Raw genomic sequence first — 25,441 nt, forward strand, 5'->3', positions numbered from 1 at the left:
AAATTATGCGTCGATATCGATTGATTCGATGACAACGTCATACATAGGCTTGTCATTTGGGCCTACTTTAACACTAGCGATATCTTCTAAGACATCTTCACCCTCAATTAATTGACCGAATACTGTATGTTTTTGGTCTAACCAAGGTGTACCGCCTTTCTCTTTATACGCATCCGCGATTTCTTCAGGCCAACCGCCATCTTTTAATTGACTTAACATTTGACCTGGAAGTTCTTTCATTTGAACAATGAAGAATTGAGATCCATTCGTATTTGGACCTGCGTTAGCCATAGATAAAGCACCGTATAAGTTAAACGCATTCATAGAGAACTCATCTTCAAATGAACCACCGTAAATACTTTCGCCACCCATACCAGTACCAGTAGGGTCGCCACCTTGAATCATAAAGTCGTTGATTACGCGGTGGAACGTGATTCCGTTATAATAACCATCTTTAGATAACTTAACAAAGTTCTCTACTGTTTTAGGTGCAATATCAGGGAATAATTTTAATGTCATATCACCTTTGTTTGTATGCATAACAACTTTAATTTCGTTGTCTTTGATTTCTTTACTTAACTGAGGAAAGTTTGTCATCTTCATTCTCCATTCATGATAAAATTAATGTATTAACTATTCTAACATAATTTATGAAAGGAAGTTTATAACATGTTATATCAATTTAGCCATAAAACAGGTACATACGCTGTATCTATCGTAGAGGAAAAGGCTGATCAAACATTGGTTCAGATTGAGCAAGTTGTAAAGCACCCGAAACAAGGTGACTTACACAACCCGAACGATGTTGAAGGTGTATTCTTTCATGAACGTCGTGCTTTAAGCCAATTTGAAAAGCGATATACACCAAAGTCACGACTTAAACCATTTGAAGGTGAAGAGCAGTCGTATACAGCGTCACTTCAAGACGCGATAACAGCGCTTGAAGATAAACTTAAAACTAAAGACACCGAACATAGCGCGCTTTCTTTAAAATGTTTAAATACTTTAAAGGAAGATTATGGTCGTCAATACAAGACTGAATTTAAATAAGACAATGCTTCACGCTTAACAACGGAGGATAGGACATGAAAGAAAACATCAATATCAGTGATCTTAAACCCGAGCAATACCCCTATGCGGATGAACAAATACTTAAAAAACAAATCAACAAATATGAAGGCTTTGATACCTTATTACTTTTAGTAATATCCATTACTTTATTGTTACCAGTTATCTTTGATTACAAGAATAGCGGCATCGTGTTAGCTATTACGAGTTTAATCAACATCATTGCTTTAATTTATATCAGTGTCGCGCGACGTTCTTGTAAAAAGAAAATTACAAATGTACTAACTAAATACCAACCGGAACACCATGCAGTCAGTGTTGTAGGCAACTTTGAGGTCATTCAAGCGATAACGATATATCTTTTAATCGCGACTTGCTTCATTACTCTCATCGTTTCAGTCATCAAATTAGTAAGTTAAATGAACACATAGACAGACAACCTTTTATCAAATCGTAAGTTTTAATGAGAAAATATAAAAAGTTTCAAATAAATTTTACCTTTCTCATTTCTACTTTCTACCTATTTAACAAATCTTTTTAAATAATCATTATCGATTAAATTCGTGTTTTTATCAAGTTAATTAATCATGTATAATGAAATTAATACAAGTAAAAGGGAGGACACATAATGGGAATAATACATATTGCAGTTTTGCTACCGTTATTATTTGCCCTCATTATTCCTATTTTGTATCGGTTTTATAAGCGGATACATTTAGGTTGGTTTGTTTTACCTGTCCCTGTCATTTTATTTATATATTTTCTTACTTATATTCAAAATATTATGTCAGGTCAATCGATTGAGAAAACAGCGAAATGGATGCCACAAATTGGTATGAACTTCGCCGTTCATCTAGACGGTTTAAGTTTTCTCTTCACACTATTGATAACAGGTATTGGCGCCCTCGTTGTACTTTATTCGATCGGTTATTTAAGTCAAAAAGAACAACTTGGCAATTTCTATTGTTATTTGCTCTTATTCATGGGTGCAATGCTAGGGGTAGTTTTATCGGATAATTTAATGGTTTTATATTTATTTTGGGAGTTAACATCATTCTCAAGTTTCTTACTCATTTCTTATTGGAGAGAGAAGAAAGCATCACTATATGGTGCTCAAAAGTCGATGTTAATTACAGTATTTGGGGGATTATGTTTACTTGGTGGATTTATCTTACTTGCACTTGCAGGCAAGACGTTAAGTGTTTCTGAATTAATCGCAAATGCTGATAAGATTCACAATTCACCTACATTCATCATGGCAATGGTACTTGTGATTATCGGTGCGATGTCTAAATCAGCACAATTCCCATTTTACATCTGGTTACCAGATGCTATGGAAGCACCTACTCCAGTTAGTGCTTACCTACACTCAGCCACAATGGTTAAAGCTGGTATCTATTTAATTGCTCGTGTAACACCAATTTTCGCAATCTCACAAGGATTCATATGGGCCGTAACGGCGTTTGGCCTTGTAACTTTATTCTGGGGTTCACTCAATGCGACAAAGCAACAAGATTTAAAAGGTATCTTAGCTTTTTCAACAGTTTCACAGTTAGGTATGATTATGTCCATGCTTGGAATTGGTGCAGTAAGCTATCATTTCCAAGGCGATGAAAGTCAACTCTACTTAGCAGCATACACGGCAGCTATCTTTCACTTAATCAACCATGCCACATTCAAAGGTGCCCTATTCATGATTACGGGTGCTGTCGACCATGCTTGTGGTACGAGAGATATTACGAAACTTGGCGGATTAGTTACAATCATGCCGATATCATTTACACTTTCAATTATTACGGCTTTAAGTATGGCAGGTGTACCACCGTTCAACGGTTTCTTATCTAAAGAAAGTTTCTTAGAATCAATGATTCATGTTACTCAAGCACCATTATTTAGCTTAAATACAATTGGATTACTTATTCCAATTGCCGCAATTCTTGGTAGTGTATTCACATTTGTATATTCGATTCGATTTGTAGGAAGTATCTTCTTAGGTTCATATAAACCAGACAAACTACCTAATACGCCTCATGAAGAATCATGGTTAATGCTTTTATCACCAACCATCTTATCAATCTTAGTTATCGGTTTTGGTTTATTTCCAAACATTTTATCTAAACCAATCATTGAACCGGCAGCTAACGCTATATCTCACTCAGACAAAGCACACGCAGAATTCCATTTATTCCATGGATTTACACCAGCGTTTTTCTCAACATTATTTATTTACGTACTTGGTATTCTGTTAATTCTTACATTTCATAGATGGGTTGGTAAATTACACAAGCACCCTGAACGTTTCATGTTGAACAATTGGTATGATCAAATCGGTAGATATACACCATTCTATTCAACAAAACTTACACGAACATACATGACTGGCTTTATTCGTAACAACTTAGTGATCATCTTCAGTATGCTGATCTTAATTACTGCAGTTACATTAATTTTCGTGGACTTTTCACTTGATTTTGAAAAGGTAAGTTCAGTAAGAACGTTCGAAGCAATCACAGTTGTCATGATTACAATTGCTAGTATCATGATTGTATTTGCACGTTCAAGACTATTCAGTATCATTATGCTAAGTGCGGTCGGTTACTCAGTTGCGATATTCTTTATCTTCTTTAACGCACCTGACTTAGCATTAACGCAGTTTGTCGTTGAAACGATTTCAACTGCACTATTCTTATTATGTTTCTATCATTTACCAAACTTAAGTCGTTACAACGAAGATCGTTCATTTAAAGTGGTAAATGCACTCATTTCAATAGGTGTCGGTGCAGTCGTAACAATACTTGGTTTAATTGCTTACGGCAATAAGCATTTCCCATCTATTGCAGAATTTTACCAAAAGCACGTCTATGACTTAGCAGAAGGTAAAAATATGGTTAACGTTATTCTCGTTGACTTCCGTGGTACCGATACGTTATTCGAATCATCTGTATTAGGTATTGCAGGATTAGGTATTTACACACTTATTCGTCTTCGGGCTAAGCATAAAAATGGCTATGAAAGGATTGAGAGAAATGAACAACCAGAAGAATGATATGATATTCCAATTTTCTTCCATATTAATCTTCTTCTTAATTATGCTGTTCGGTTTCTCTTTATTCCTAGCCGGACACTACACTCCAGGCGGCGGATTTATTGGTGGTTTACTTGTTTCAAGTGCACTCGTCATGATTGCAGTCGCATTTGATGTTAAAACACTACGTAAAATCTTCCCTTGGGACTTTAAGAAGTTAATCGGTGTTGGATTATTCTTTTGTGTCGCAACACCACTAGTAAGTTTCACATTTAACAAAAACTTCTTTACACATAAATCTTTCGACATACCATTATTCATACTTGAACCTATGCACTTACACACAGCTGTATTCTTTGATTTAGGTGTCTTATTCGCGGTAGTCGGAACTGTAATGACAATAATATTAACGATTGGAGAGAATGAGTAATGGAGATATTAATGATTTTCGTTTGCGGTATCTTAACTTCAATTAGCGTTTACCTCATTCTATCTAAGAGTTTAATTCGTATTGTTATTGGTACGACACTATTGTCACATGCAGCGAATTTATTCTTAATTACGATGGGAAGTTTAAGAGACGGTGCTGTGCCGATTTATGATAAACATACATCCGATTATGTCGATCCAATTCCACAAGCACTGATTTTAACAGCAATTGTAATTTCATTTGCGGTTACTGCCTTCTTCTTAGTTTTAGCTTTTAGAAGTTATAAAGAGCTTGGTACCGACAACGTAGAGAAAATGAAGGGAGTGCCTCAAGATGATGATTAAAGAGAATTTGCTTATCATGACATTACTCGTACCGATGTTTACAGCAATTATACTCATATTCATCGGTAAACGCCCTTTTGTTAAACGTTACGTTGCCTTACTTGGTACGCTCATTACATTCCTATTCTCAATTTGGAATCTCATTAACGTTTATCAAAATGGTACGCTTAAGCTCGAGCTTGGCTCTTGGAAAGCACCATACAGTATCGTATTTGCAGTTGATTTATTTAGTGGATTACTCATCGTTACAAGTATTTTAGTAACAATCCTCATCATATTATTCTCATACCAATCCATCGGGTTACATAGGGAGACTTATTACTACTATTTCGCAGTTATGTTTATGTTAACAGGTATCATTGGTGCCTTTATGACAGGCGATATCTTTAACCTATTCGTATTCTTCGAAGTATTCCTAATGTCATCATATGCCTTACTTGTGATTGGTGGTACTAAAATTCAGCTTCAAGAAAGTGTAAAGTACCTACTCGTAAACGTTGTGTCATCCGCATTCTTCGTTATTGGTGTAGGTATCCTCTACTCAGTAGTTGGAACGTTAAACTTAGCACATATTAGTGAACGTTTAATCGAGCTTTCTCAACATGAAAAAGGCCTTGTAAGCATCGTATTCATTTTATTTATATTTGTATTCGCTACGAAGGCCGGCGTATTCCCAATGTACGTATGGTTACCTGGTGCTTATTACGCACCACCATTTGCGATTATCGCATTCTTTGGTGCCTTACTTACTAAAGTTGGGGTTTATGCGATTGCTAGAACGTTAAGTTTATTCTTTGATACGACAGTATCATTTTCACACTATACAATATTGGCACTCGCCCTACTCACAATCATATTCGGTTGTGTTGGTGCAGTAGCTTACCATGATACGAAGAAGATTATCATTTATAACATTATGATTGCGATTGGCGTTATACTAGTCGGTGTCGCGATGATGAACGAAAGTGGTATGATTGGTGCCATTTACTACACACTTCATGATATGTTAGTTAAAGCATCACTCTTCTTCTTAATCGGTATCATGTATAAGATTACGAAATCTACAGATATTCGTAAGTCAGGTGGACTGATCAAACACTATCCGTTACTCGGCTGGGCATTCTTTATCGCAGCTTTAAGTTTAGCTGGTATTCCACCGTTCAGTGGGTTCTACGGTAAATTCTATATCGTTCAGGCCACTTTTGAAAAAGGCTTTTACGTAAGTGGTATCATTATTTTACTATCAAGTTTAATCGTTTTATATTCAGTGATGCGCATATTCTTAGCGAGCTTTTTTGGAGAACCAAGGGGTTATAAGGTTAATCCAAACTTACATTATAAAGGGCTCTTAACAGCTGGTGTTCTATCCGTTGTGATTACTGTCGCATTTGGATTATGTGCAGACTTATTGTATCCACTTATTGAACAAGCAGCCGTATCATTCTATGATCCACAATCATATATTGATAGCATAATGGGGGTGAAATAATATGGCCATACAAATCGTCATTAACATCTTTTTAGCTGTATTTTGGATGTTCTTATCAGACAGTTATACACTCAATAACTTTGTATTAGGATTCCTGTTCTCTTTAGCATTTGTGTATCTAATGCGCCATATTTTACCCGGACGCTTTTACATGATTACGTTATATCGCATCTTTAAGCTCATCTTGATATTCTTACTTGAGCTATTAAAGGCAAATGTCGATGTAATACGTATCATCTTTCAACCAAAGATTCAAAACGAACCCGCATTTTTCGAATATGAAACTGAATTAAAGAAAGATTGGGAAATCGTGTTACTTGCAAACCTCATCACGTTAACACCAGGTACCGTCGTATTAGGCGTTAGTGATGACCGCAAGAAACTGTATATTCACTGCGTAGACTTTAGTACTAAGGAAGAAGAAGTCGAAGGAATTAAAACATCGCTTGAAAAAGCGGTGAGAGAGGTAGGCGAACTATAATGGATTATAAAATTTTTATTGTTATCGCATTGATTATTGTTGCACTGTCCATGTTAGCAATTTTAGTTCGAGTTATTCTTGGTCCTACCCTAGCCGACCGCGTCGTAGCACTAGATGCACTCGGTATTCAGTTAATGGCTACAGTTGGTTTATTCTCGATATTACTCGATACGCACCATATGATTGTAGCCATACTGTTAATCGGTATCTTAGCCTTCTTAGGAACAGCCGTATTCGCCAAATACATGCAGAAAGGTCAGGTGATTGAAAATGATCGCAACGATCGTAATTAGTATCGTAATTATCTTAGTTATTTTAGGTTCGTTATTCAGCGCATTTTCAGCTATAGGCTTACTTCGCCTCCCTGACGTATATTCTAGAAGTCACGCTGCAGGTAAAGCTTCAACACTTGGTTCAATGCTGTTATTACTCGGTGTCTTCTTATTCTTTATCGGCGAAGAAGGCTACGTGAATTTCCAAATTCTGATTGGTTTATTCTTCGTGTTTATAACAGGACCACTATCAAGCCATTTGGTTATGAAAGCAGCTTATAACCTAGGCACACCTTATACCAAACGTACTAAATTAGACGAAATTAAAGATAAAGATTAAAGCGCTTGAGATATAACTTGTGAAATAGAGCATTTAGCTTTAACATACACAATTTATTAAAACAGCTGACTCCTAGGGGAGTAGCGTGAGTCTGGAGACTACAGGCTCCAGCCACGCCCCAGGAAAGCATGCTGTTTTAAGGGAATTGTGTGGTATGTATCTCAAGCCCAATAAGAAAAATCCCGGTTTCACAAGCACGCTTGAGACGTGCCTTGAAACCGGGAATTTTTTTAGTTAATTGAGTTGCTTATTGTCCTTTTCGAAGTGGTTTAATCATAATCGTGCCTCGCATCACACATAACAATTCAGAAGCCTCATTCATAATTTGAATATCCCAAATATGTTGCGTGCGTCCTTCATGAATAATGCGCGCAGTACAATATATATAACCTTCTCGTTCAGACTTAATATGGTTCGCATTCATTTCTTGACCTAAGGGAATAAATTGATTTGAATCGATCATATTCAACGATCCCATTGAACAAGCCGTTTCACCAAGTGCCATAGACACACCGCCATGTAGATATCCGAAAGGTTGCTTCGCCATATCTGTAATCGGCATCTTAAGCTTGATATATCCGCTTTCTTGTTCCACAACTTCTATTTGAAAAGCCTTTAAAAAATCCATATTTAAGTCCTCCTGATTTCACATATACCTTTAAAGTACCATCGCTGCTATTGTACCAAAAATAATTAAAGGGATATTGTAAAATACAAAGTTCGGAATACATGTATCACGAATATGGTCGTGCTGACCATCCATATTTAAACCTGCTGTAGGCCCTAGCGTCGAATCACTTGCAGGTGAACCTGAATCACCAAGCGCACTCGCCGTACCAATTAACGCGATTAATGCCATGGTACTTAAACCAATAGATTCACCGAACGGAATAAATAATGCCGCAATAATCGGTATCGTCGCAAAGGATGAACCAATACCTAATGTCACGATTAATCCGATAACATACATCAACACAACGCTAAATAACTTATTTCCACTTGATAACGTCGTAAGGGCTTTTACTAGATCATCAATATCGCCAGTCTCATTCATAACCCCCGCAAAGCCATTCGCAGTTAAGATAACCACGCCAATATACGCCATTAGCTGAATACCTTTGATAAATTCGTCATCTAAGTCTTTCCACTTGTACACCCCAGAGATGAAGAAGATTAACACCCCTGCAAGCGCACCGAAGATCATAGAATCCGTCAACATTTGCGTAATAAACGTCGCTAAAATCGCAACTACAGTTGTCACAATCACTTTAGGTTTCAGCGAAATATTCGTCGTATCTAATTTGTCATCATTCTGGTGATACGTTCTCTTCTTTCTAAAGACAAAGAACGCCATGATAAGCCCCGCGATATAACCGAGAGAAGGGATTAACATCGCCTTCCAAACCATTGTAATGTTCATGTCATGGTTCGCTTTATGAAAAGCCTTTGTGATAATTTCGTGGAAAATATGACCAAACCCAAATGGTAGGAGTACATATGGGAAACAAAGTCCAAATCCAATAATCATCGCAATTAAACGACGATCAATTTGAAGTTCATTAAATAAACTTAATAATGGTGGTACAACAATTGGGATGAAAGCAATGTGTACGGGTATCACGTTTTGACTCATAACACTAAGTGCGAGTAAAGCAATGATAATACTCACTTTAACTTTAATACGTGATGCTTTATTATCCTTTGCTTTAATCGATTGAATCACCTTAAGTACAAGGTAATCCGTGATGCCACTATATGAAATCAGCGCCGCAAACCCACCAAGTAAGGCATAACTTAGCGCCACTTCTGCTCCATCGACAATATTTTTACTAAATACTTCAATCACTTTATTTATCTTTAAGCCTGAAATCATACCGCCAACTAACGCACTTATAAACAAACTAATCACTACATTGATGCGCAGTAGACACAGTACAATCATTAAAATTACGGCTATGACAACCGCATTGATCATACGCCCACTCCTTTAATTCATTATCGTACTAAAGCGTTATGATTTATCCTACCAATTTACAAGCAACCTGTCAACTTCGATTTTTTATTAAAAAAGGCGAGTGTGAAGTCGCTTGGACTCCGACACTCGCCGTGCTTCAATATAAACCTTTTGATTACTGTTGGCTTTCATTTTTTATCCAATTTACAACCAATTGAATTAAGTAACCTGTTGGACCTTTAGGACCTTTATGAGAGGCTTTTGAAGTAGTAGCTGGACCTGCAATATCAAAGTGTAAATGCGGCGTCTCGCCACTAAAGTGCGTTACAAAGGCTGCCGCGAACAGGGCTTTTCCATGGGCATTAACGTGATTGGTTAAATCTGCTACATCAGAACGACGAATCGCTTGGCGCTCTGTTGATGTAATCGGCAGTTCGAATAAGAATTCATCGCGATACGCGGCTTCCTTTAAAATGCCATCGCGTTCGTTTTGAGCTTGATGGTTCATAACAGCTGCCTTGTCACTACCTAGTGCGACTACTGACGCGCCCGTTAACGTCGCAAAGTCTAGAATGAGACGAGGTTGAAACTGATTGCTATAGAATACGGCGTCACCTAAGACTAAGCGCCCTTCAGCGTCTGTATTCGGCACTTCAACTGTTTCACCGCTTAATGCCGTAAACACATCGTCTGGCTTCATAGCGCGGTTACTAATCATGTTCTCAGCCATCGCAATAACGCCGACAACGTTAATCGGTAATTCGAGTTTAGCGATCGCATTCATCATGCCGATGACATTGCTCGCACCACACATATCGAATTTCATCGTAGGCATACCTTGTTTCGATTTAATCGAGTAGCCACCTGAGTCATATGTGATCCCTTTACCTACTAAGGCAACAGGTGCAACGTCGTCTTTCGCACCCTTGTATGTGAGCGTCACCAATCGAGGCGGGTTAATGGAACCCTTGCCCACTGCTTGGAGTAATCCGAAGCCTTCTTGTTCAATCGCGTGCTCATCCTTAATATCAACTTCAACATTTCCTCCTTTGAAAAGCCCTTTCACCTCTTCGGCAAAGTAGTCCGGTGTAAGGATATTTGGCGGCATGTTACTGAAATTACGTGCAATATTAATAGATTCACCGATGACTTTTCCTTCTTCAATAGAAGCACTTAGGTTACGCGCTTCTGACGCAATATGTACATCCATTTTGAATGGTGGCTTTTTATTTGATTTGTAATTATCGAATTCATAAATCGCTTGTTCGCTTTGTAAGCCAAACGTCGCCGCTACCTCTTCATCAGGAACTTGGTTGGATAAGAAAGTATCGAAGAAGATATCGTAAGACGAGATGCGATTATCCTTAAGATATTGGAATAAATATCCAAAGATTTTTAAGTAGTCGGCATATGTTAAGTGATTACGATTACCTACACCAACCGAAATCAAACGAACCAAGTTATCGTTAACTTTCGCGATGGTTGATCGTACCTGGCCTAATTCTGATTCAATCACATGATGTTGTTTTAAATCTTGAAGGGATGTTTCGAATAAAGCGTTGATGTCGTCGTAATGAGGCATTTGATTTAGATGCGTTGGAATCCCAATAATCATCGTTTCTGTCTTAATATTGTATATTTGATCGATAGAATATTTCACTTATATCGCTCCCCTTTGTTGATATAAATAACGGGTCTAAGACATTTATCCTGTTTCTTAGTAGCTCGCCAGTTACTTACTGGCGAGCTCTCAAGGAAACAAGTTCAATTCAATCTGATCATTGAATCGTCATAAGTCTTAGACCCTTTATAAGTAATTATAATGATTTAAATTGGTTGAGATTAAAATTTACCTTTTTTGAATGCTAGGCCGAATCCACCAATTTTGTAGATAGCGCGTGTATCGATAATTTTCTTCATGAATGAAGCTTTTTTACCAGCGATATCTTTACCGAATACAACACCTACACCATCGTGTGCACCTAATGAGCAAACTGTACCACGGTCGATGTATTCGAATTTATCTGTTGGATTACCATTTAAGATGTTTGCAATGTTTTTAGCAGTTGCTTCACCTTGTTGCATAGCAATTTGTGCTGTTGTAGGTAATGGACGTTCTTCACCTTCTGGGATGAATGCTGAGCAGTCACCAATAACGAAGATATCGTCGTAACCTTTGATTGTTAAGTCTGATTCGTTAACAATACGGCCACGTTTAACGCCTTCGAATGATTCTTCCATTAATTCACTACCACGAACACCAGCAGCCCATACAGCTGTGTTTGCTTCTAATTGTTGTTCTTTATCGTCAACTTTAACTACGAAACCTTTTTCGTTAGCTGCAACGATTGGTGTCGCAATTTTGAATTCAACACCACGGTCTTCTAAGAAGCTAACTGCATAGTTAACAAGTTCGTCTGAGAACATTGGTAACATTTTAGGAGCCGCTTCAACACAAGTGATGCGAACTTTCTCTTGGTCTACGCCGTATTTATTACATAATTCAGGGATGCGTGTAACAAGTTCACCTAAGAATTCGATACCTGTAAAGCCAGCACCACCAACTAAAATAGCTAAATCATTTTCGTCTTTTTCTTTTGAAGACGCATAGTTCGCAAACTTATCTTCGATATGACGAGATAGTTTACGTGATGTTAATACGTTTTCGATTTGGAAAGCATAATCTTTCATGCCTTCAATACCGAATGTTTCTGAAATGAAACCTAAAGCAACTACTAAAATATCAAAATCATAAATACCTGAGTCAGTTTCTACTTTCTTAGCATTACGATCGATTTTAGTTACTTCTGCTTTAACGAAGTTTACTTTACTATTGTCAATTGCTGTTTCAATTGGGTAAAGTAACTCTTCATAGTTAATCGTACCTGCTGAAGCTTCATGTAACCATGTAGATTCATAATGGTAATCATTTTTGTTGATAAGTGTAACTTCTGCATCTTCTGCTGAAATTAACTTTTGTAGTTTTGTAATAGTTTGTAAGCCAGCATAACCTGCACCTAATACAAGAACTTTTTTACGATCTTGAGCCATTTTATTCACCTATACTTTCATATATTTGTAGTACCTATATGTCTTTCTTCTTGTATACCCTAAACTTACGATAATATACAATGAGACAATGATCATCCAATATTAATTTTATAGTTTTTTAAAGAACAATTCAAGCAAACGTGTAGATTAACACGTTGCTTCATTGTTCGGGATTTGAGTTATTAGCAATCTTCTGGATTACCTGCTACCTTAGCAGTTCTAAATGACGTTCCACAACCACAAGATGCAATGGCATTTGGATTGTCAATTTGGAATCCGCCGCCCATAAGTGATTGTTTAAAATCAATTGTTGTGCCGTCTAATACCGGTTTATCGTATTCGTCTACTAATACTTTAAGTCCATAATATTCTAAGACTTCGTCCTTTTCACCAGGTTCTTCTTCTGCAGACATACCATAAGTTAAACCTGTACAGCCACCACCGTTAACGTTCACTTTTAGGTAGCCATCTGGCATTCCGTTCTTTTCAAGCATATCTTTGACTTCGTAAGCTGCTGCTTCTGTTAAAATAACTGTTGGCATTATATTACCTCCTTAAAATATCCATGTTTCTTCTATATGACGGTAGATGTTTTGTAATAAGTCGTCAGGCGTTTCACCTTCAACAATATCACCATTAACTAAGGCGTACAATCCACTTGAACACATGCCGCAATTTTGCAGGCATCCATAGTCTAAAACATCTACGTTGGGATCATTCTCTAATTTTTGAAAAACTACATCGCCACCTCGTGCAAGATTAGAAATGCAGAATTCAACTATTGGATTCATAGTCCACCCTCTCATGTCGTTTTAATGACCACATTATAACAAATTTAAAGGGCTTTTCATATGCTCATGACTTAGTAAACGTGTCGTTCCACACACATAAGATTTACAACTTTTATTGTAGTTTAATTCAAAAGGCTCTATAATATTAAATGAATAAGTTCATTGATTTGTACGTCTTGTACACATTAGAAACTGTTTAATAAAGGGGAGTCAACATGAAAAATTTAGTTCTTTTAGGCGGGGGCTATGGTAACATGCGTATTTTATCGCGCATTTTGCCAGATGAATTGCCAGAGGATTATAGTGTTACATTGATTGATCGTATGCCTTATCACGGCTTAAAAACAGAGTTCTACGCACTAGCTGCAGGTTCTAAGTCGGATAAAGAAGTACGTGTTCAATTTCCAGATTCAAAACGTATTAACGTCGTTTATGGCGAGATTACAGACATTGATTTAGATCAACAAATTGTTTCAGTTGGCAATAATCGCATTGATTATGACGAGCTTGTTATTGGTTTAGGTTGTGAAGATAAGTATCACAACGTACCAGGCGCGAGAGAACATACGCGTAGTATTCAAACACTTCAAAAAGCAAGAGACACTTACCATGATATTAGTAACTTACCGATGAACTCATCAGTAGGTATTGTAGGGGCTGGTTTAAGTGGTATCGAACTTGCGAGTGCGTTACGTGAGAGTCGTTCAGACTTAAATGTGATTCTTTATGATCGCGGTGAACGTATCTTAAGAAACTTCCCAGAGAAGTTAAGTGATTACGTTGAAAAATGGTTTAAGAAACATGATGTTACAGTAGTACCTAACTCAGACATCGTTAAAGTTGAGCCAGGTCTTATCCATAATAATGAGGACACTGAGAAACTTGACCTTATCGTTTGGACTGCAGGTATTCAACCTGTTGAACTTGTACGTAACTTACCAGTTGATATTAGTAAGAGTAACCGTGTTATCGTTAACCAATATCATCAAATTCCAACATATAAGAACGTCTATGTAGTTGGGGACTGTGCAGAATTACCTCATGCGCCAAGTGCGCAACTTGCTGAAATTCAAGCTGATCAAATTTCAGACGTTATGAAAAAGACTTGGAAAGGTGAAGCTTTACCTGATAAGATGCCTGAAATCAAAATTCCTGGTTTCTTAGGTTCTTTAGGCGAGAAGAAAGGTTTCGCTTACATGATGGATACGACAGTTACAGGTCGTTTAGCTTCAATCTTGAAATCCGGCGTATTATGGTTATACAAACACCATAACGGTTAATTCGAATATAAAAATAACCTGATGTATTGCGGTTCTATTAGAGAACTTTACCATACATCAGGTTTTTAATTTCATTATTTTAATGATAGTAATTAAGGATAAAACTAACTTATAGAAAGCTAAAGATTTACTTAAATCTACCTTCCTAAAAGTGCCTTGTTTAACATATCTTATAAATAAATTTACAAAACTTAATTTCCTAACAGCTGACTCCTAGGGGTGGGGCCCCGGCATAGAAATTTGCGATAGCAAATTATCAAGCTATGCAAGCTGGGGCTTTCAATATTATGAGCAAAGAAGCTCTGGCTTCTTTGTATGTTCAACTAACGAATTAAAAATTCGAGTTGAACTTTACAGGAAAGCATGCTGTTGAGGAAATTTAGTAAAAGTCTAACCTAAAACTATTGAATTTGATTAAAGCATAATTTAGCGAGTTATTTTAAAAGGCCTTTTAAAAAAAGAAACGCTTTATGCGTTGGCATAATGTTGATCCACGAAATTCGTAATTTGCTTAAGTTGAATATACCCATCCGCTACATATTCATCATCCATTGTTATCAGTGGATAAAACAGTTCGTCCTCTTCGATTCGTTCAATATATTGCACATCGTGGTCAGATAATTGTTCATGATCTTTCTGAATATCAATGTACGTGTATTCAAATTGAATGTCAGGATATTTACGCTCTAAAACGGGTTGAATCCATTCGTATGTGTCCTTTGATGTAGGTGCATTTACACAACTCGCACAAACGACATCCGCACCATATACGACGACGCTCACTTTAGTCAATGACAGTTCCCCCTTTTGAATGATAGATTTTTTCTTACGTATCTATTATAATAAATTAATAAGCATAAACTGAAATATTTTACTTGAAAGGAGGCATTTATATGCCTACTGAAAATACAACAATGTATGATCAAGTTGCGGTTGTTATTGAAAAGCTACGTCCGTTCTTATTACGTGATGGTGGCGATTGTTCGTTAGTAGACGTGGAAGACGGTATCGTTAAATTACAATTACATGGCGCTTGTGGTACATGCCCTAGCTCTACGATTACGTTAAAAGCAGGTATCGAAAGAGCGTTAGTTGAGGAAGTACCTGGAGTTGTAGAAGTTGAACAAGTATTCTAAATAGATTAAAGGGTTTAGGACATTGAGTAACTCGTCCTAAACCCTTATTTTTTATGCCTTCTTTAAATATTACCTCTTTATTTTTCTTTCATATGTTGTTCGATGCGTTCGTTGATATATACATAACCTTTATATCCAATATGTACGGCATCGCTCACTACATACGGCTCATAGTCTTTATCGGTCATATCATAGACTTTGCCGTGATGTTTCTTAATCGTAGATGTAATTTTATCGTACACCTTATCACGTCGTTCTTTCTTAATCCCAATGTGATCATACCATTTACCATTAGTCAGAATGACGATGAATAATGCATCCGCTTCAGCTTCATGTAGTGTATCTACGAGTAACGCTAAATCATCGTATTCTTTGGACTTCGTACGAAATTCATGATTACGATTAATTTTACGTTTATTGGCTTTAATTAAATCCCAATATTCATCTCGAATTTTAAATGCGTTCGAGGACGTTTGCTTTTGACCATAATCTTCTGCAAGTTGCTGCATCTCTTTATAAGGCATATCTTTCGTTGTAACAGGTTCAACTTTCATAACAGGTGCTTTTTGATTATGAATCGTAAAGTTCGACTTGATCGCATCAATCTTATTTAAATTGTGTGCTTCAAACGAAGATAAGAATGGTTCCTCTGGCAAGGTCTTCGTTTCAATTAAACTTTGAAGATAATCATTATCTTTCATAGCTTTGAAACGTGAAACTTGCTTAGCGAAACGAATTTTTAGTTCAAGTGGCATCTTATCTTGTTGAAACAACTGATTCATTTGAAGTTTTGAATGTCTTGCATCAAAGTTCACGTTCGTTAAACCCTTTCGTGTGAACCATTGAGGCGAAATAATGATCGCTAACTTCTTCCCCTTTAACTGGTCATACTGTGCACCGATAGACATCATTTGAATTAAATCTGTGGACCCACCTGCTCCAACTAAGAACGGTGTGTAACCCGTTTGTCGTTGATCGAGTACAATACCTGGACTAAATGGGTCGTCCTTTTCAAGTTCACTAGACCCAAAGATCGGATAGTATGCATCTGATGCCCACATGCGATTCTGAATTGAAGTACCTTTTAATACTTCGTCATCCAAACTTAACCGACGCTCTTTAATGTCTGTAGCCTTAAGGGGCTTTTCAAAGAGGGAGCTTGGTAGAAGTAGGAAAATAATAAACACGCACCCACTAATGATAATGGGTAGAAACAATTTGAAGTTCATCGTAATTCGTCGAGGGCTGCCACAATTTTATTAGGTGTCGCCCACTTTTCTCTATCAAAATCCATGATCGAAACTTCGATGTCGAGCTCGTTTTGAATCTCAAGTAATAAACCTACTGTTTGGAATGAGTCGATAATCCCCTCTTCAAATAATTCGATATCAGGATTCGTTTTGACACGATCATCTTCAGTTACATTTTCTAAAATATCTAAAACTTGTGCTTTAAAGTCCATATTGTTATCTCCTTAAATTAATTTTCCTGAAAAGATTAAAAAGCCAAACGCAACGAAATGGAATGTTATGATAATACTCAACGCTTGCGTCCATTTATTATTCCATTTAGGTGGATGTTGTTTACGCCACTTCTCATAGTAGCCATATAGAATAAATAGCGCCGCATGGTAAAGCCCGTAAACAATGTAGAATACCTCTAAACCATGCCAAATGCCCATAATAAAGAAATTGATGAAGAATGCTAGATTCGATAATACAAGCGTATCTTTAATCCATTTCTTCTTAGACATGAAGAATAGAAATCGCATATAAATACAATCTCTAAACCAGAATGATAGACTGAGGTGCCATCTATTCCAAAAGTCCTTTATATGCTTCGCTTTAAACGGTTGTTTAAAGTTTTCTGGCGTTTTAATACCAAATAAATAACTAAATGCAATCGCAAATAAGCTATAGCCTGCAAAATCAAAGAAGAGATAGAAGCTATAGGCATACATATAAAGCCATAAATCGAGTACTTTCGTGTAATCGTATTTCATTTGAACGATCGCATATTGGTTAATAAGGTACGCGATGATGTATTTATATAAGAAGCCAAGCATGATTTTATGAATGGCTTGATGCAGTAAAACTTGATAGTCCGCAGATGACGGGACTTTCTTATCGTCTCTAATAAAACGTTTGTAGCGATCAATGGGTCCTGACGAAATCGTTGGAAAGAATGTGATAAATTGTAGCACCTTTAACATATCCACTTCTTTAATCGATTTGTCTCGAATTTCCATTAGTAGTTGCACGCTTTTAAATGTTAAATATGAAATACCAAGGAACGCAACCCACTCTACAAGTTTGTGTCCGTGTAAGTGAATTTGGTGCTCCCCTAGCCACGAACTCTGTAGTACTTTAACAACTATGAGCGGCAGAATTGATAACGTGATAACCGCCGCGAATTTAAGAAATGTATTCGAGCGTTTAACCGCGTGAACGTAATAGTAAATGAGCCCGAGTTGCCATAGAACATACATGATAAAACTGATCAGTTGAATGCTAAGCCAAGGTATTTGAAATAAGTTAAATGTCTCATCTGAGAAGATGAGTACAATCATAATAAACGTGATGATAGCGTTATATATGAGGCTTCTTTTACCGAAAAGCCCTAGAACTATAACGGGTATCATTAATCCTAATGCGATGTAGAAGAACTGAAATTCACCGTATGGAATCATGAGTTAAGCGCCTCTTTAACTTTATGTCGATCGACTTTACCGTTCAGCGTCATAGGTAAGTGATCCATAAATGTGATTTTCTTTGGCACCATGTACTCAGGTAAGCGTTCTTTTAAAGCGTCTTTAATTGTTTTAACGGATTGATCTTGTGATTGCTCTTCTAAAATGATAGCTGCATGTAGATGTGTAACTTTATTGAGTTTATATATCGGCACGACGAGTGCTTCACGTACACCTTTAATATCTCTTAAATGCGTTTCAATTTCTTCAATTTCCATTCTGTAACCGTTTAGTTTAATTTGGAAATCGATACGCCCTGTGATGAACCATAAATTGTCCTTTAATATAGCTTTGTCACCTGTATGATAAGCTCGAGTGTTATCAATAGCTTTGAATACTTTTCGAGAACGAGCCTCGTCCTTTAGATAACCTAAACTTACGCAATCCCCTGCGATTACAAGTTCTGATTCTTCCGTTGTCGTAAGTGTTGCTTGAGGTTGTGGCGTTCCTACTGGCAACGTTTCATACTTCTCTAATAGTGCTTCGGTTACTTCAACACTGGTAACGGCTACTGTGGCTTCAGTTGGACCGTACGTATTGTAAATCGTCGCAGCGTTGAAATGCTGCTTAAGCATCTTGGCCTTTTTATGAGGTAAAATCTCCCCACAGAAAAAGAATTCTCTTAGCGATGGGAACGTGTCGATGTTAAAGTTTGGTAATAGTAAGCACATTTCCATGAACGATGGCGTTGAGACCCATACATCAACTGACGCTCGTTCAAGCATTTGGTAGATGCGAATCGGTTTATAAATCATATCTTTATCAACAAGTTGTAATGTTCCGCCTGACATGAGACATGGGTAAATGGCCATTACAGATAAATCAAATGAAAATGGCGCTTGGTTGAGCCAAGTATTATGTTGCCCAAGTTTATGAAGCGATAGCATCCAATTTGTAAATTGGAGTAAGCTGTCATAAGCGATTTGAACGCCTTTAGGTTCGCCTGTTGATCCCGAAGTAAATATCGTATAAACACAATCGGATGGTTTCATGTTACATGTTTTAGATGTAGTTGGATGTTTAAGTATATCGTCTAGTTGAATTTCTTCATATGATGCGTAATTAAGTAAATCGTTCGATGTATTCCAAATATAATGTGGTTGTACTTTATCAATAATAGCTTTGACGCGACTTTCTGGAAGCCCCATATCAATTGGAACATAGCCACAACCGGCTTTAATTGATGCAATCATACCTACTAACATTAGCGGTGACATATGACCGTATACGATTAACGGACGTTGACTATCTTCTAATTGATACCGTAATTGATTGGAGTACGTTTCTAATAAATGATATGTCAATGTTTCTTGTTCATGTTTCACTGCAATGAAGTCGGGCTTTGCATTAGCATACTTAGCTAAAGTTGAAATTAATTCTTTCATGTTCGACTCCTATAGTTAAAATTCATTATAAATAAAATTGTTTTGCGTATCTCCAGAACCATAGATGAGATAAAGCGCGATAAATATCACGATGTATAAGACGGTTTGAAGACAAAGCTTGGTTATTTGTATCTCTTTTTGTTGCATTCTGCACCACCTCGTTATAATTTCAATTTATTATAATCTTTTTCATATATATTTACAATCAAAAAATGAAACAAATCTATCGCACATGTCAATTTTTCGACAAAATAAAAATGCCAACAGTAAACTGTTAGCATTTTAATACGATAATTGATTTAAGTTTTCTAAAGTTCAACGGGTGTCTTAGGAGGTTTATCATTCAGAATCGCTTTTACGTTTTCAACGCAGCACTGAATCATACGATTTCGCGTCACAACTGTAGCACTTCCGATGTGAGGTACCACGACAACGTTGTCGAGCTTTAGAAATTCGTGGTTCATATCTATCGGTTCTTCTGTCACGACGTCTAACCCAGCACCTAATATCTCACCTTGTTTGAGTGCTTCGACTAAGTCCTTTTCAACGACAATCGGACCTCTACCAATGTTAATGAATATCGCATCGCGCTTCATTTTCTTAAATACGTCTTTATTAAATCGACGCTCTGTTTCTTGCGTTAACGGTGCGGTACAGATTACGAAATCACTTTCAGAAATTAACGTATCGAAATCTGTGTAATGCACGCCGAGTGTTTTTTCAGCTTTTAAGTTACGTGAGCGGTTATGGTACAACACGTCTGAATGGAAACCTTGCAAGCGTCTCGCAAAGGCCTGACCGATTTCGCCCATGCCGAAGATACCAACCTTAGACTGAAACACGTCTTTGCCCGCAAATAGATACGGTCCCCAACTTTGCCATTTGCCGTCTTTAACATACTTCTCCGCTTCTACAATACGTCTTGCGACAGCTAACATTAATGAAAAGCCAAGCTCAGCGGTAGTTTCGCTAAGGACGTGTGGCGTATTCGTAACAACGACGTTATGCGTGCGCGTAAGTTCTAAGTTAATATTATCGTAACCTACTGCCATATTCGCGATAACTTTTAAATGAGGTGCTTGGCTTAATACAGTCTCATCTATCGTCTCGCTTAACGTTGTAATACAGGCAGTTGCATCTTTAATAGAAGCTAAGAATTGATCTCTCGGCATCGGTGTTAAGTCGTGTGGCCACATTTCTACTTCTGCAAATTGTTCCAAATCATTAACAAAACGATCTGGAATCTTACGTGTAATTAATACCTTTGTCATAGGTATCACTCCATTTCTAGCTGTTCCTTTAATTCGTTGAGATCTTTATAACTATATGTCGGTGGCACGTCTTTTCCTAAAACATCATCTTTAGTAGAGACACCTGTTTGAACGTGAATGGTATCGATGCCTGCATTAATGCCTGAAAGGATGTCTGTATCGTAAAGGTCCCCAATCATGGCAACATCCGCTTTATCAAGCTGGATTAAATCCATCGCTTTATTCATAATGGCACTTTCAGGTTTACCTATGAATTTAGGCGCTACGCCTGTTGATACAGAGATAACGCTCGTTAAAGCACCGTTACCTGGTAAGAATCCGCGCTCTTTCGGAATTGATACGTCTTTATTCGTTGAAATAAATGTAGCGCCGTTACGTACAGAAAGCGTCGCGATAGCGAGCTTTTCATAAGTGATGTGTTCGTCTAACCCAATTGTCACAACGTCTACGTCTTCATTGTCTTTCAGTGTAAGGCCTGCTTCAGTGAGTGCTGTTTCAAGGCCTTTTCCACCAATCATATAAACGCGTGCATTAGGATTCATCTTGTAAACTTCGTCGGCAGTCGCCATCGCAGACGTCACGACTTCGCTCGGTTTCGCTTCGATATCGAATGCTTTAAGCTTCTCAGTAACTTCTTCAGGCGTTTTAGTCGAGTTATTTGTGACAAATAAGTGCGGAATATCGTTCGCGTTCAAGTAATCGATGAATTGTTTCGCACCATCGATTTCATCTGATCCTTTATACATCGTGCCATCAAGATCGATTAAATAACCTTTGTAATGTTTAACCATTAAGCTTCTCCTTTTCCAAAAGCAGTCACGGGAACGTTCTCGTTCTTAAGGAAGTTCATAACCTCATCAATGAATTGACGATATTTCGGTAGCGCCTCATCGAAAAGCGGTTTAAGTTCATCGACGTTCAGTGCGACAATATCATGCACAAATTGCTTACGAACCTCAACTGTTCGGTTAATCGCTTGTTGTGTCTCTTTAGAAATGACACCTTCAAGTTCTAAAATATCGATAACATCTTTGTAGTTACCTGGATCTCTTAAAATAAAACCATCGATAATCATATTGCCGATATCGACAGAAATTTCAATTAACATATGCGCGATACGTTCGAAAGCATATTTATTATCGCGTTGACTTGAATAATCTTCAGTTAATTGATATAAATAATTTAATTTTGTGGATAATTGTTCTTTATTTACAAAATACATGCTGTCACCCCTCAATACCTTTATCATATCACAATTTTGCGTCTAGATTCATTTCTAGTTATACTGAATTAAGTCGATAAAGTTACGTTTGAAAAGGAGTATTTGGTTATGATAGATATGTTTTTATACGATGATGTAGACCCAGCTCAAGTCCGATTTGTGGGATTCGTTGGCGAACACAGCCGTTATGATTTAGTACTGTTACAGACGGATCGCCATTTCGGTAAAACGTTAGTATTAAATACGCAGACGAATAAATTCGGTATTATCGGTACGGACGATATGGAGGAAGAAGGCTATATTGCTTATATTTTAGGGGTTTCAGACGAAGAAGCCGACGAAATCAAGGAATATTTATCAGAGGTTATTCAATAGGAATGATGGTTAGGACTTAGTGGGCTTACTAGGATCTACGTTTCTAGCTAACTAACGGGCAGGTGGGCTTAGTAGGCTTAACGGGCCTAGCGATAGTGGCTGGATTAGCGGGCTCGGTCGGCTTAAAGGGTCTAGCTCTAATTTCATTCCTGGCGAACTAATATATTAGGCGTTCTTAGCGCTAATATGCGATCTAGATTAGTAATAAACCTCGGGTATTTCGGTTAAAATATTAGATTATAACAGCGTCGAAGTTAGGTTAAGTTACCGCTTCGGCGTTTTAATTTTAGGGGTTGTAATTATGGGTCCGAATTGCGTCGGTTTCGTTTGCTCATTCCGACGCTATTCAGTTCTAGCGTCGGTTTCGGTAGTACATACCGCTGAAATAAATACAATCTTATTAAATACTTGCAGGAATAAGACCGCCCTTAACGACTTGTGATATCTCCACTAGTTGGTAACGGCTCTCTTAGCAACTTGTCGTTACATAACAAGTTGGTAACTCATGATTTTTAAAATACTATAACTATTTATTAGAACCATGTTATTTAATCACTTGGTTGAAAAACTACTGTAAGAGCCATGTCGCGGCTCCACTTGGCTACTAATTCACTATAAGAGTCATGTCACTACTCCACTTGGCTACTAATCCATTATAAGAGCCATGTCACTACTCCACTTGGCTACTAATTCACTATAAGAGCCATGTCACTACTCCACTTGGCTACTAATCCATTATAATAGCCATGTCACTACTCCACTTGGCTACTAATTCACTATAAGAGCCATGTCACTACTCCACTTGGCTACTAATCCATTATAATAGCCATGTCACTACTCCACTTGGCTACTAATTCACTATAAGAGCCATGTCACTACTCCACTTGGCTACTAATCCATCATAAGAGCCATGTCGCCACTCCACTTGGCTACTAATCCATCATAAGAGCCATGTCGCCACTCCACTTGGCTACTAATCCATCATAAGAGCCATGTCGCCACTCCACTTGGCTACAACACGCAATCAAACCCAATATATCAATCACCATCTCCTATAGCCCTTTTAAAACAAAGAAACGCACTCTAACCTTTCACGTATTTCCCACCTGAATCTAGAAAAATCCACACTATCACTTATCTCTATAGCCCTCTTATGCCGATAAATTAGCACTATCACATATAGCTAAAATTCCACTTTAAACTAACACCCCATATTAAAGCCCCACATATCCACCTAACACAAATACGCCACGCTTTCACGCTATCACCCACCCCCTCGTACCCCCTTCTCAATGCGAAAAAGAGAACTCGTACCCCCTCTCAATACGAAAAAGAGAACTCGTACCCCCTCTCAATACGAAAAAGAGAACTCGTACCCCCCCTCAATGCGAAAAAACCGCGCTATCACACGATAGCACGGTTTCTCTTTAATTATTAATAGAAGGTTTTATTTTAACGTCACGTAGTTTATCACTTTTAAGTTCATCTAAATCTTCTTGATAGTACTGTTTAACTTCGTCTTTCGTTAGCTTTCGTAATATAAAGTAACGGCAACCGAAGTTACAGTATTCTAATAGATAATCTTGGATCGTAGAAAAACGTTTACTAATATCTGACTTTTTATTCGTATCTTTATAGAAACCTTTCAGTCTCAGTTGATCATAACCATAATCACCGACGATAAAGTCATATTTATCAAGAATATCTGAATAACGGGCTACGAAGTCCTCTTCGTTGAAACCGTCTTTATATTCTTCGATAAGTTCAAAATGTTGTTCTCCTACTTTAATCATGGCGTTCACCTTATTAATTATTCTTTAATTGCTCTTCACCAAGGCGTTGTTTTTCTTTAGCCGCTTCGTTAACTTGCTCATCTGCGTGGTAAGAACTGCGGACTAATGGACCAGCTTGGCAATGTTTAAATCCTTTTTCCATAGCTACTTTTCTTAATTTACCAAATTCAAGTGGTGTGTAGTATTTTTGTACTTTTAAGTGCTTACGTGATGGTTGTAAGTATTGACCAATTGTTAAGATATCTACGTCATTAGCACGTAAGTCGTCCATCGTTTCATGTAGCTCTTCGATTGTTTCACCAAGACCTACCATGATACTAGACTTAGTAGGGATATCTGGTTGTAACTCTTTAGAACGGCGTAAGAATTCTAACGTACGGTCATAAGTCGCACGCGCACGAACTCTAGGTGTTAAACGACGTACTGTTTCAATATTGTGGTTTAAGATATCCGGTTTAGAAGCCATTAATGTTTCTAATGCTTCATAGTCACCACCCATGTCAGATGGTAAAATTTCGATAGTTGTGTATGGATTACGCTCACGTACTTTACGTACTGTTTCAGCGTATACATTTGAACCTGCATCACGTAAGTCATCACGAGCAACCGCTGTGATTACAACGTGTTTTAAGTTCATAAGTTCTACTGATTCAGCTACGCGTTCTGGCTCTTCTAAATCAAGTTCATTTGGTAAACCAGTTTTAACTGCGCAGAATCGACATGCACGTGTACAAACGGCACCTAAAATCATGAATGTTGCAGTTCTTCTTTCACCCCAACACTCGTGTATATTTGGACACTTAGCCTCTTCACATACTGTGTGTAAGTTTTTCTCACGCATCATTTTCTTAAGGCCAGTGTAGTTTTCGTTAGTATTAAGCTTTATTTTCAACCAATCCGGTTTACGTAGGATTTCTTCATTTTTTGTAGCCATACCAAGCTTACCCTCCTGTAATTTCAATCTCCATATATTATAACGAACTTT

30 protein-coding genes are annotated in these 25,441 nt (G+C 37.5%); 12 read left to right on the forward strand and 18 right to left on the reverse strand.

Annotated elements, in window-relative coordinates:
• Nucleotides 1–3 precede the first annotated feature (3 nt).
• Entirely contained in the window at nt 4–597 is a 594-nt protein-coding gene (locus ACF3N8_RS11115; RefSeq protein ID WP_009383464.1) for a peptidylprolyl isomerase, read from the reverse strand.
• Between the two features lie 72 nt (nt 598–669).
• Between ACF3N8_RS11115 and kapB the strand changes: the two genes are divergently transcribed.
• The 9 genes from kapB to ACF3N8_RS11160 all read left to right on the forward strand — a co-directional run bounded on the left by kapB (nt 670) and on the right by ACF3N8_RS11160 (nt 7,449).
• Nucleotides 670–1,050 (forward strand): sporulation phosphorelay system protein KapB, encoded by a 381-nt coding sequence (gene kapB, locus ACF3N8_RS11120; RefSeq protein ID WP_009383463.1) that lies wholly within the window; start codon nt 670–672, stop codon nt 1,048–1,050.
• Between the two features lie 35 nt (nt 1,051–1,085).
• Nucleotides 1,086–1,487, forward strand: a complete 402-nt coding sequence (locus ACF3N8_RS11125; RefSeq protein WP_009383462.1) for a hypothetical protein — start codon at nt 1,086–1,088, stop codon at nt 1,485–1,487.
• A gap of 209 nt (nt 1,488–1,696) precedes the next feature.
• On the forward strand, nt 1,697–4,114 hold the full coding sequence (locus ACF3N8_RS11130; protein ID WP_009383461.1) for a Na+/H+ antiporter subunit A: 2,418 nt from the start codon (nt 1,697–1,699) through the stop codon (nt 4,112–4,114).
• Nucleotides 4,095–4,523 (forward strand): Na(+)/H(+) antiporter subunit B, encoded by a 429-nt coding sequence (locus tag ACF3N8_RS11135; RefSeq protein ID WP_009383460.1) that lies wholly within the window; start codon nt 4,095–4,097, stop codon nt 4,521–4,523. The genes ACF3N8_RS11130 and ACF3N8_RS11135 overlap by 20 nt, the downstream gene beginning before the upstream one ends.
• Nucleotides 4,523–4,867: a Na+/H+ antiporter Mnh1 subunit C gene (gene mnhC1 / locus ACF3N8_RS11140; RefSeq protein ID WP_009383459.1), complete on the forward strand. Its 345-nt coding sequence runs from the start codon at nt 4,523–4,525 to the stop codon at nt 4,865–4,867. The genes ACF3N8_RS11135 and mnhC1 overlap by 1 nt, the downstream gene beginning before the upstream one ends.
• Nucleotides 4,860–6,356, forward strand: a complete 1,497-nt coding sequence (locus ACF3N8_RS11145; RefSeq protein ID WP_009383458.1) for a Na+/H+ antiporter subunit D — start codon at nt 4,860–4,862, stop codon at nt 6,354–6,356. The genes mnhC1 and ACF3N8_RS11145 overlap by 8 nt, the downstream gene beginning before the upstream one ends.
• Nucleotide 6,357: 1 nt before the next feature.
• Nucleotides 6,358–6,837, forward strand: coding sequence for a Na+/H+ antiporter subunit E (locus tag ACF3N8_RS11150; protein ID WP_009383457.1), 480 nt, complete (start codon nt 6,358–6,360; stop codon nt 6,835–6,837).
• Nucleotides 6,837–7,130, forward strand: a complete 294-nt coding sequence (locus ACF3N8_RS11155) for a Na(+)/H(+) antiporter subunit F1 (protein ID WP_009383455.1) — start codon at nt 6,837–6,839, stop codon at nt 7,128–7,130. The genes ACF3N8_RS11150 and ACF3N8_RS11155 overlap by 1 nt, the downstream gene beginning before the upstream one ends.
• A complete protein-coding gene (locus ACF3N8_RS11160) occupies nt 7,108–7,449 on the forward strand; it encodes a Na+/H+ antiporter subunit G1 (RefSeq protein ID WP_009383453.1) in 342 nt (113 codons plus the stop codon). The genes ACF3N8_RS11155 and ACF3N8_RS11160 overlap by 23 nt, the downstream gene beginning before the upstream one ends.
• Nucleotides 7,450–7,696: 247 nt before the next feature.
• On the opposite strand, the gene ACF3N8_RS11165 is transcribed toward ACF3N8_RS11160, so the two are convergent.
• The 6 genes from ACF3N8_RS11165 to ACF3N8_RS11190 form a co-directional block, all read right to left on the reverse strand.
• Nucleotides 7,697–8,077: a PaaI family thioesterase gene (locus ACF3N8_RS11165; protein ID WP_009383451.1), complete on the reverse strand. Its 381-nt coding sequence runs from the start codon at nt 8,075–8,077 to the stop codon at nt 7,697–7,699.
• Between the two features lie 30 nt (nt 8,078–8,107).
• Nucleotides 8,108–9,424 carry a Na+/H+ antiporter family protein gene (locus ACF3N8_RS11170; RefSeq protein ID WP_009383449.1) on the reverse strand — a complete coding sequence of 439 codons (1,317 nt, stop codon included), beginning with the start codon at nt 9,422–9,424 and terminating at the stop codon, nt 8,108–8,110.
• Between the two features lie 154 nt (nt 9,425–9,578).
• Nucleotides 9,579–11,063 carry a M17 family metallopeptidase gene (locus ACF3N8_RS11175; RefSeq protein ID WP_009383447.1) on the reverse strand — a complete coding sequence of 495 codons (1,485 nt, stop codon included), beginning with the start codon at nt 11,061–11,063 and terminating at the stop codon, nt 9,579–9,581.
• Nucleotides 11,064–11,245: 182 nt separating this feature from the next.
• Nucleotides 11,246–12,454: an NAD(P)/FAD-dependent oxidoreductase gene (locus tag ACF3N8_RS11180; RefSeq protein WP_392449971.1), complete on the reverse strand. Its 1,209-nt coding sequence runs from the start codon at nt 12,452–12,454 to the stop codon at nt 11,246–11,248.
• A gap of 182 nt (nt 12,455–12,636) precedes the next feature.
• Entirely contained in the window at nt 12,637–12,996 is a 360-nt protein-coding gene (locus tag ACF3N8_RS11185) for an iron-sulfur cluster assembly accessory protein (RefSeq protein WP_009383443.1), read from the reverse strand.
• Nucleotides 12,997–13,008: 12 nt separating this feature from the next.
• Nucleotides 13,009–13,245 carry a YuzB family protein gene (locus tag ACF3N8_RS11190; protein ID WP_009383441.1) on the reverse strand — a complete coding sequence of 79 codons (237 nt, stop codon included), beginning with the start codon at nt 13,243–13,245 and terminating at the stop codon, nt 13,009–13,011.
• Between the two features lie 215 nt (nt 13,246–13,460).
• Between ACF3N8_RS11190 and ACF3N8_RS11195 the strand changes: the two genes are divergently transcribed.
• On the forward strand, nt 13,461–14,525 hold the full coding sequence (locus ACF3N8_RS11195; RefSeq protein WP_009383439.1) for an NAD(P)/FAD-dependent oxidoreductase: 1,065 nt from the start codon (nt 13,461–13,463) through the stop codon (nt 14,523–14,525).
• A gap of 468 nt (nt 14,526–14,993) precedes the next feature.
• Here ACF3N8_RS11195 and ACF3N8_RS11200 read toward each other — a convergent pair whose 3' ends face one another.
• The gene (locus ACF3N8_RS11200) at nt 14,994–15,317 is read right to left on the reverse strand and encodes a YuzD family protein (RefSeq protein ID WP_017176624.1); all 324 of its coding nucleotides are present in this window, start codon (nt 15,315–15,317) and stop codon (nt 14,994–14,996) included.
• A gap of 101 nt (nt 15,318–15,418) precedes the next feature.
• Between ACF3N8_RS11200 and ACF3N8_RS11205 the strand changes: the two genes are divergently transcribed.
• The gene (locus ACF3N8_RS11205; RefSeq protein WP_009383435.1) at nt 15,419–15,661 is read left to right on the forward strand and encodes a NifU family protein; all 243 of its coding nucleotides are present in this window, start codon (nt 15,419–15,421) and stop codon (nt 15,659–15,661) included.
• A gap of 77 nt (nt 15,662–15,738) precedes the next feature.
• Here the strand turns inward: ACF3N8_RS11205 and dltD are convergent, their stop codons facing one another.
• From dltD to ACF3N8_RS11245, 8 genes are all read right to left on the reverse strand, one after another.
• The gene (dltD, locus tag ACF3N8_RS11210; protein ID WP_081502233.1) at nt 15,739–16,890 is read right to left on the reverse strand and encodes a D-alanyl-lipoteichoic acid biosynthesis protein DltD; all 1,152 of its coding nucleotides are present in this window, start codon (nt 16,888–16,890) and stop codon (nt 15,739–15,741) included.
• Entirely contained in the window at nt 16,887–17,123 is a 237-nt protein-coding gene (gene dltC, locus ACF3N8_RS11215) for a D-alanine--poly(phosphoribitol) ligase subunit 2 (protein WP_009383432.1), read from the reverse strand. Before dltC ends, dltD begins: the two co-directional genes overlap by 4 nt.
• A 12-nt stretch (nt 17,124–17,135) precedes the next feature.
• Nucleotides 17,136–18,350, reverse strand: coding sequence for a D-alanyl-lipoteichoic acid biosynthesis protein DltB (gene dltB, locus ACF3N8_RS11220; RefSeq protein ID WP_009383431.1), 1,215 nt, complete (start codon nt 18,348–18,350; stop codon nt 17,136–17,138).
• Nucleotides 18,347–19,795: a D-alanine--poly(phosphoribitol) ligase subunit DltA gene (gene dltA, locus ACF3N8_RS11225; protein WP_009383430.1), complete on the reverse strand. Its 1,449-nt coding sequence runs from the start codon at nt 19,793–19,795 to the stop codon at nt 18,347–18,349. The genes dltB and dltA overlap by 4 nt, the downstream gene beginning before the upstream one ends.
• 15 nt (nt 19,796–19,810) lie before the next feature.
• Nucleotides 19,811–19,942, reverse strand: coding sequence for a teichoic acid D-Ala incorporation-associated protein DltX (locus ACF3N8_RS11230; protein WP_009383429.1), 132 nt, complete (start codon nt 19,940–19,942; stop codon nt 19,811–19,813).
• Nucleotides 19,943–20,103: 161 nt separating this feature from the next.
• Complete coding sequence (locus ACF3N8_RS11235; RefSeq protein ID WP_238101058.1) at nt 20,104–21,066, reverse strand: D-glycerate dehydrogenase; 963 nt, start codon at nt 21,064–21,066, stop codon at nt 20,104–20,106.
• A gap of 5 nt (nt 21,067–21,071) precedes the next feature.
• Nucleotides 21,072–21,857, reverse strand: coding sequence for a TIGR01457 family HAD-type hydrolase (locus ACF3N8_RS11240; RefSeq protein ID WP_238101866.1), 786 nt, complete (start codon nt 21,855–21,857; stop codon nt 21,072–21,074).
• Nucleotides 21,857–22,288 carry a DUF86 domain-containing protein gene (locus ACF3N8_RS11245; RefSeq protein ID WP_009383426.1) on the reverse strand — a complete coding sequence of 144 codons (432 nt, stop codon included), beginning with the start codon at nt 22,286–22,288 and terminating at the stop codon, nt 21,857–21,859. Before ACF3N8_RS11245 ends, ACF3N8_RS11240 begins: the two co-directional genes overlap by 1 nt.
• A 108-nt stretch (nt 22,289–22,396) precedes the next feature.
• Between ACF3N8_RS11245 and ACF3N8_RS11250 the strand changes: the two genes are divergently transcribed.
• The gene (locus ACF3N8_RS11250) at nt 22,397–22,663 is read left to right on the forward strand and encodes a DUF3055 domain-containing protein (protein WP_009383425.1); all 267 of its coding nucleotides are present in this window, start codon (nt 22,397–22,399) and stop codon (nt 22,661–22,663) included.
• Nucleotides 22,664–24,090: 1,427 nt separating this feature from the next.
• Here the strand turns inward: ACF3N8_RS11250 and ACF3N8_RS11255 are convergent.
• Together ACF3N8_RS11255 and lipA are read right to left on the reverse strand one after the other, a co-directional pair.
• On the reverse strand, nt 24,091–24,456 hold the full coding sequence (locus tag ACF3N8_RS11255) for a YutD-like domain-containing protein (protein WP_009383424.1): 366 nt from the start codon (nt 24,454–24,456) through the stop codon (nt 24,091–24,093).
• A 13-nt stretch (nt 24,457–24,469) separates the two neighbouring features.
• Nucleotides 24,470–25,390, reverse strand: a complete 921-nt coding sequence (gene lipA, locus ACF3N8_RS11260; protein ID WP_009383423.1) for a lipoyl synthase — start codon at nt 25,388–25,390, stop codon at nt 24,470–24,472.
• Between the last annotated feature and the right edge of the window lie 51 nt (nt 25,391–25,441).

Origin of the sequence: Staphylococcus massiliensis, assembly GCF_043186315.1 — a bacterium.
GTDB classification, from domain to species: Bacteria; Bacillota; Bacilli; order Staphylococcales; family Staphylococcaceae; genus Staphylococcus; species Staphylococcus massiliensis.

What these genes read in the sequence shown, in the direction of transcription:
- ACF3N8_RS11115 (WP_009383464.1), bottom strand. Translation starts at nt 597, where the DNA reads ATGACAAACTTTCCTCAGTTAAGTAAAGAAATCAAAGACAACGAAATT.
- kapB (WP_009383463.1), top strand. Translation starts at nt 670, where the DNA reads ATGTTATATCAATTTAGCCATAAAACAGGTACATACGCTGTATCTATC.
- ACF3N8_RS11125 (WP_009383462.1), top strand. Translation starts at nt 1,086, where the DNA reads ATGAAAGAAAACATCAATATCAGTGATCTTAAACCCGAGCAATACCCC.
- ACF3N8_RS11130 (WP_009383461.1), top strand. Translation starts at nt 1,697, where the DNA reads ATGGGAATAATACATATTGCAGTTTTGCTACCGTTATTATTTGCCCTC.
- ACF3N8_RS11135 (WP_009383460.1), top strand. Translation starts at nt 4,095, where the DNA reads ATGAACAACCAGAAGAATGATATGATATTCCAATTTTCTTCCATATTA.
- mnhC1 (WP_009383459.1), top strand. Translation starts at nt 4,523, where the DNA reads ATGGAGATATTAATGATTTTCGTTTGCGGTATCTTAACTTCAATTAGC.
- ACF3N8_RS11145 (WP_009383458.1), top strand. Translation starts at nt 4,860, where the DNA reads ATGATTAAAGAGAATTTGCTTATCATGACATTACTCGTACCGATGTTT.
- ACF3N8_RS11150 (WP_009383457.1), top strand. Translation starts at nt 6,358, where the DNA reads ATGGCCATACAAATCGTCATTAACATCTTTTTAGCTGTATTTTGGATG.
- ACF3N8_RS11155 (WP_009383455.1), top strand. Translation starts at nt 6,837, where the DNA reads ATGGATTATAAAATTTTTATTGTTATCGCATTGATTATTGTTGCACTG.
- ACF3N8_RS11160 (WP_009383453.1), top strand. Translation starts at nt 7,108, where the DNA reads ATGATCGCAACGATCGTAATTAGTATCGTAATTATCTTAGTTATTTTA.
- ACF3N8_RS11165 (WP_009383451.1), bottom strand. Translation starts at nt 8,077, where the DNA reads ATGGATTTTTTAAAGGCTTTTCAAATAGAAGTTGTGGAACAAGAAAGC.
- ACF3N8_RS11170 (WP_009383449.1), bottom strand. Translation starts at nt 9,424, where the DNA reads ATGATCAATGCGGTTGTCATAGCCGTAATTTTAATGATTGTACTGTGT.
- ACF3N8_RS11180 (WP_392449971.1), bottom strand. Translation starts at nt 12,454, where the DNA reads ATGGCTCAAGATCGTAAAAAAGTTCTTGTATTAGGTGCAGGTTATGCT.
- ACF3N8_RS11185 (WP_009383443.1), bottom strand. Translation starts at nt 12,996, where the DNA reads ATGCCAACAGTTATTTTAACAGAAGCAGCAGCTTACGAAGTCAAAGAT.
- ACF3N8_RS11190 (WP_009383441.1), bottom strand. Translation starts at nt 13,245, where the DNA reads ATGAATCCAATAGTTGAATTCTGCATTTCTAATCTTGCACGAGGTGGC.
- ACF3N8_RS11195 (WP_009383439.1), top strand. Translation starts at nt 13,461, where the DNA reads ATGAAAAATTTAGTTCTTTTAGGCGGGGGCTATGGTAACATGCGTATT.
- ACF3N8_RS11205 (WP_009383435.1), top strand. Translation starts at nt 15,419, where the DNA reads ATGCCTACTGAAAATACAACAATGTATGATCAAGTTGCGGTTGTTATT.
- dltD (WP_081502233.1), bottom strand. Translation starts at nt 16,890, where the DNA reads ATGAACTTCAAATTGTTTCTACCCATTATCATTAGTGGGTGCGTGTTT.
- dltC (WP_009383432.1), bottom strand. Translation starts at nt 17,123, where the DNA reads ATGGACTTTAAAGCACAAGTTTTAGATATTTTAGAAAATGTAACTGAA.
- dltB (WP_009383431.1), bottom strand. Translation starts at nt 18,350, where the DNA reads ATGATTCCATACGGTGAATTTCAGTTCTTCTACATCGCATTAGGATTA.
- dltA (WP_009383430.1), bottom strand. Translation starts at nt 19,795, where the DNA reads ATGAAAGAATTAATTTCAACTTTAGCTAAGTATGCTAATGCAAAGCCC.
- ACF3N8_RS11230 (WP_009383429.1), bottom strand. Translation starts at nt 19,942, where the DNA reads ATGCAACAAAAAGAGATACAAATAACCAAGCTTTGTCTTCAAACCGTC.
- ACF3N8_RS11235 (WP_238101058.1), bottom strand. Translation starts at nt 21,066, where the DNA reads ATGACAAAGGTATTAATTACACGTAAGATTCCAGATCGTTTTGTTAAT.
- ACF3N8_RS11240 (WP_238101866.1), bottom strand. Translation starts at nt 21,857, where the DNA reads ATGGTTAAACATTACAAAGGTTATTTAATCGATCTTGATGGCACGATG.
- ACF3N8_RS11245 (WP_009383426.1), bottom strand. Translation starts at nt 22,288, where the DNA reads ATGTATTTTGTAAATAAAGAACAATTATCCACAAAATTAAATTATTTA.
- ACF3N8_RS11250 (WP_009383425.1), top strand. Translation starts at nt 22,397, where the DNA reads ATGATAGATATGTTTTTATACGATGATGTAGACCCAGCTCAAGTCCGA.
- ACF3N8_RS11255 (WP_009383424.1), bottom strand. Translation starts at nt 24,456, where the DNA reads ATGATTAAAGTAGGAGAACAACATTTTGAACTTATCGAAGAATATAAA.
- lipA (WP_009383423.1), bottom strand. Translation starts at nt 25,390, where the DNA reads ATGGCTACAAAAAATGAAGAAATCCTACGTAAACCGGATTGGTTGAAA.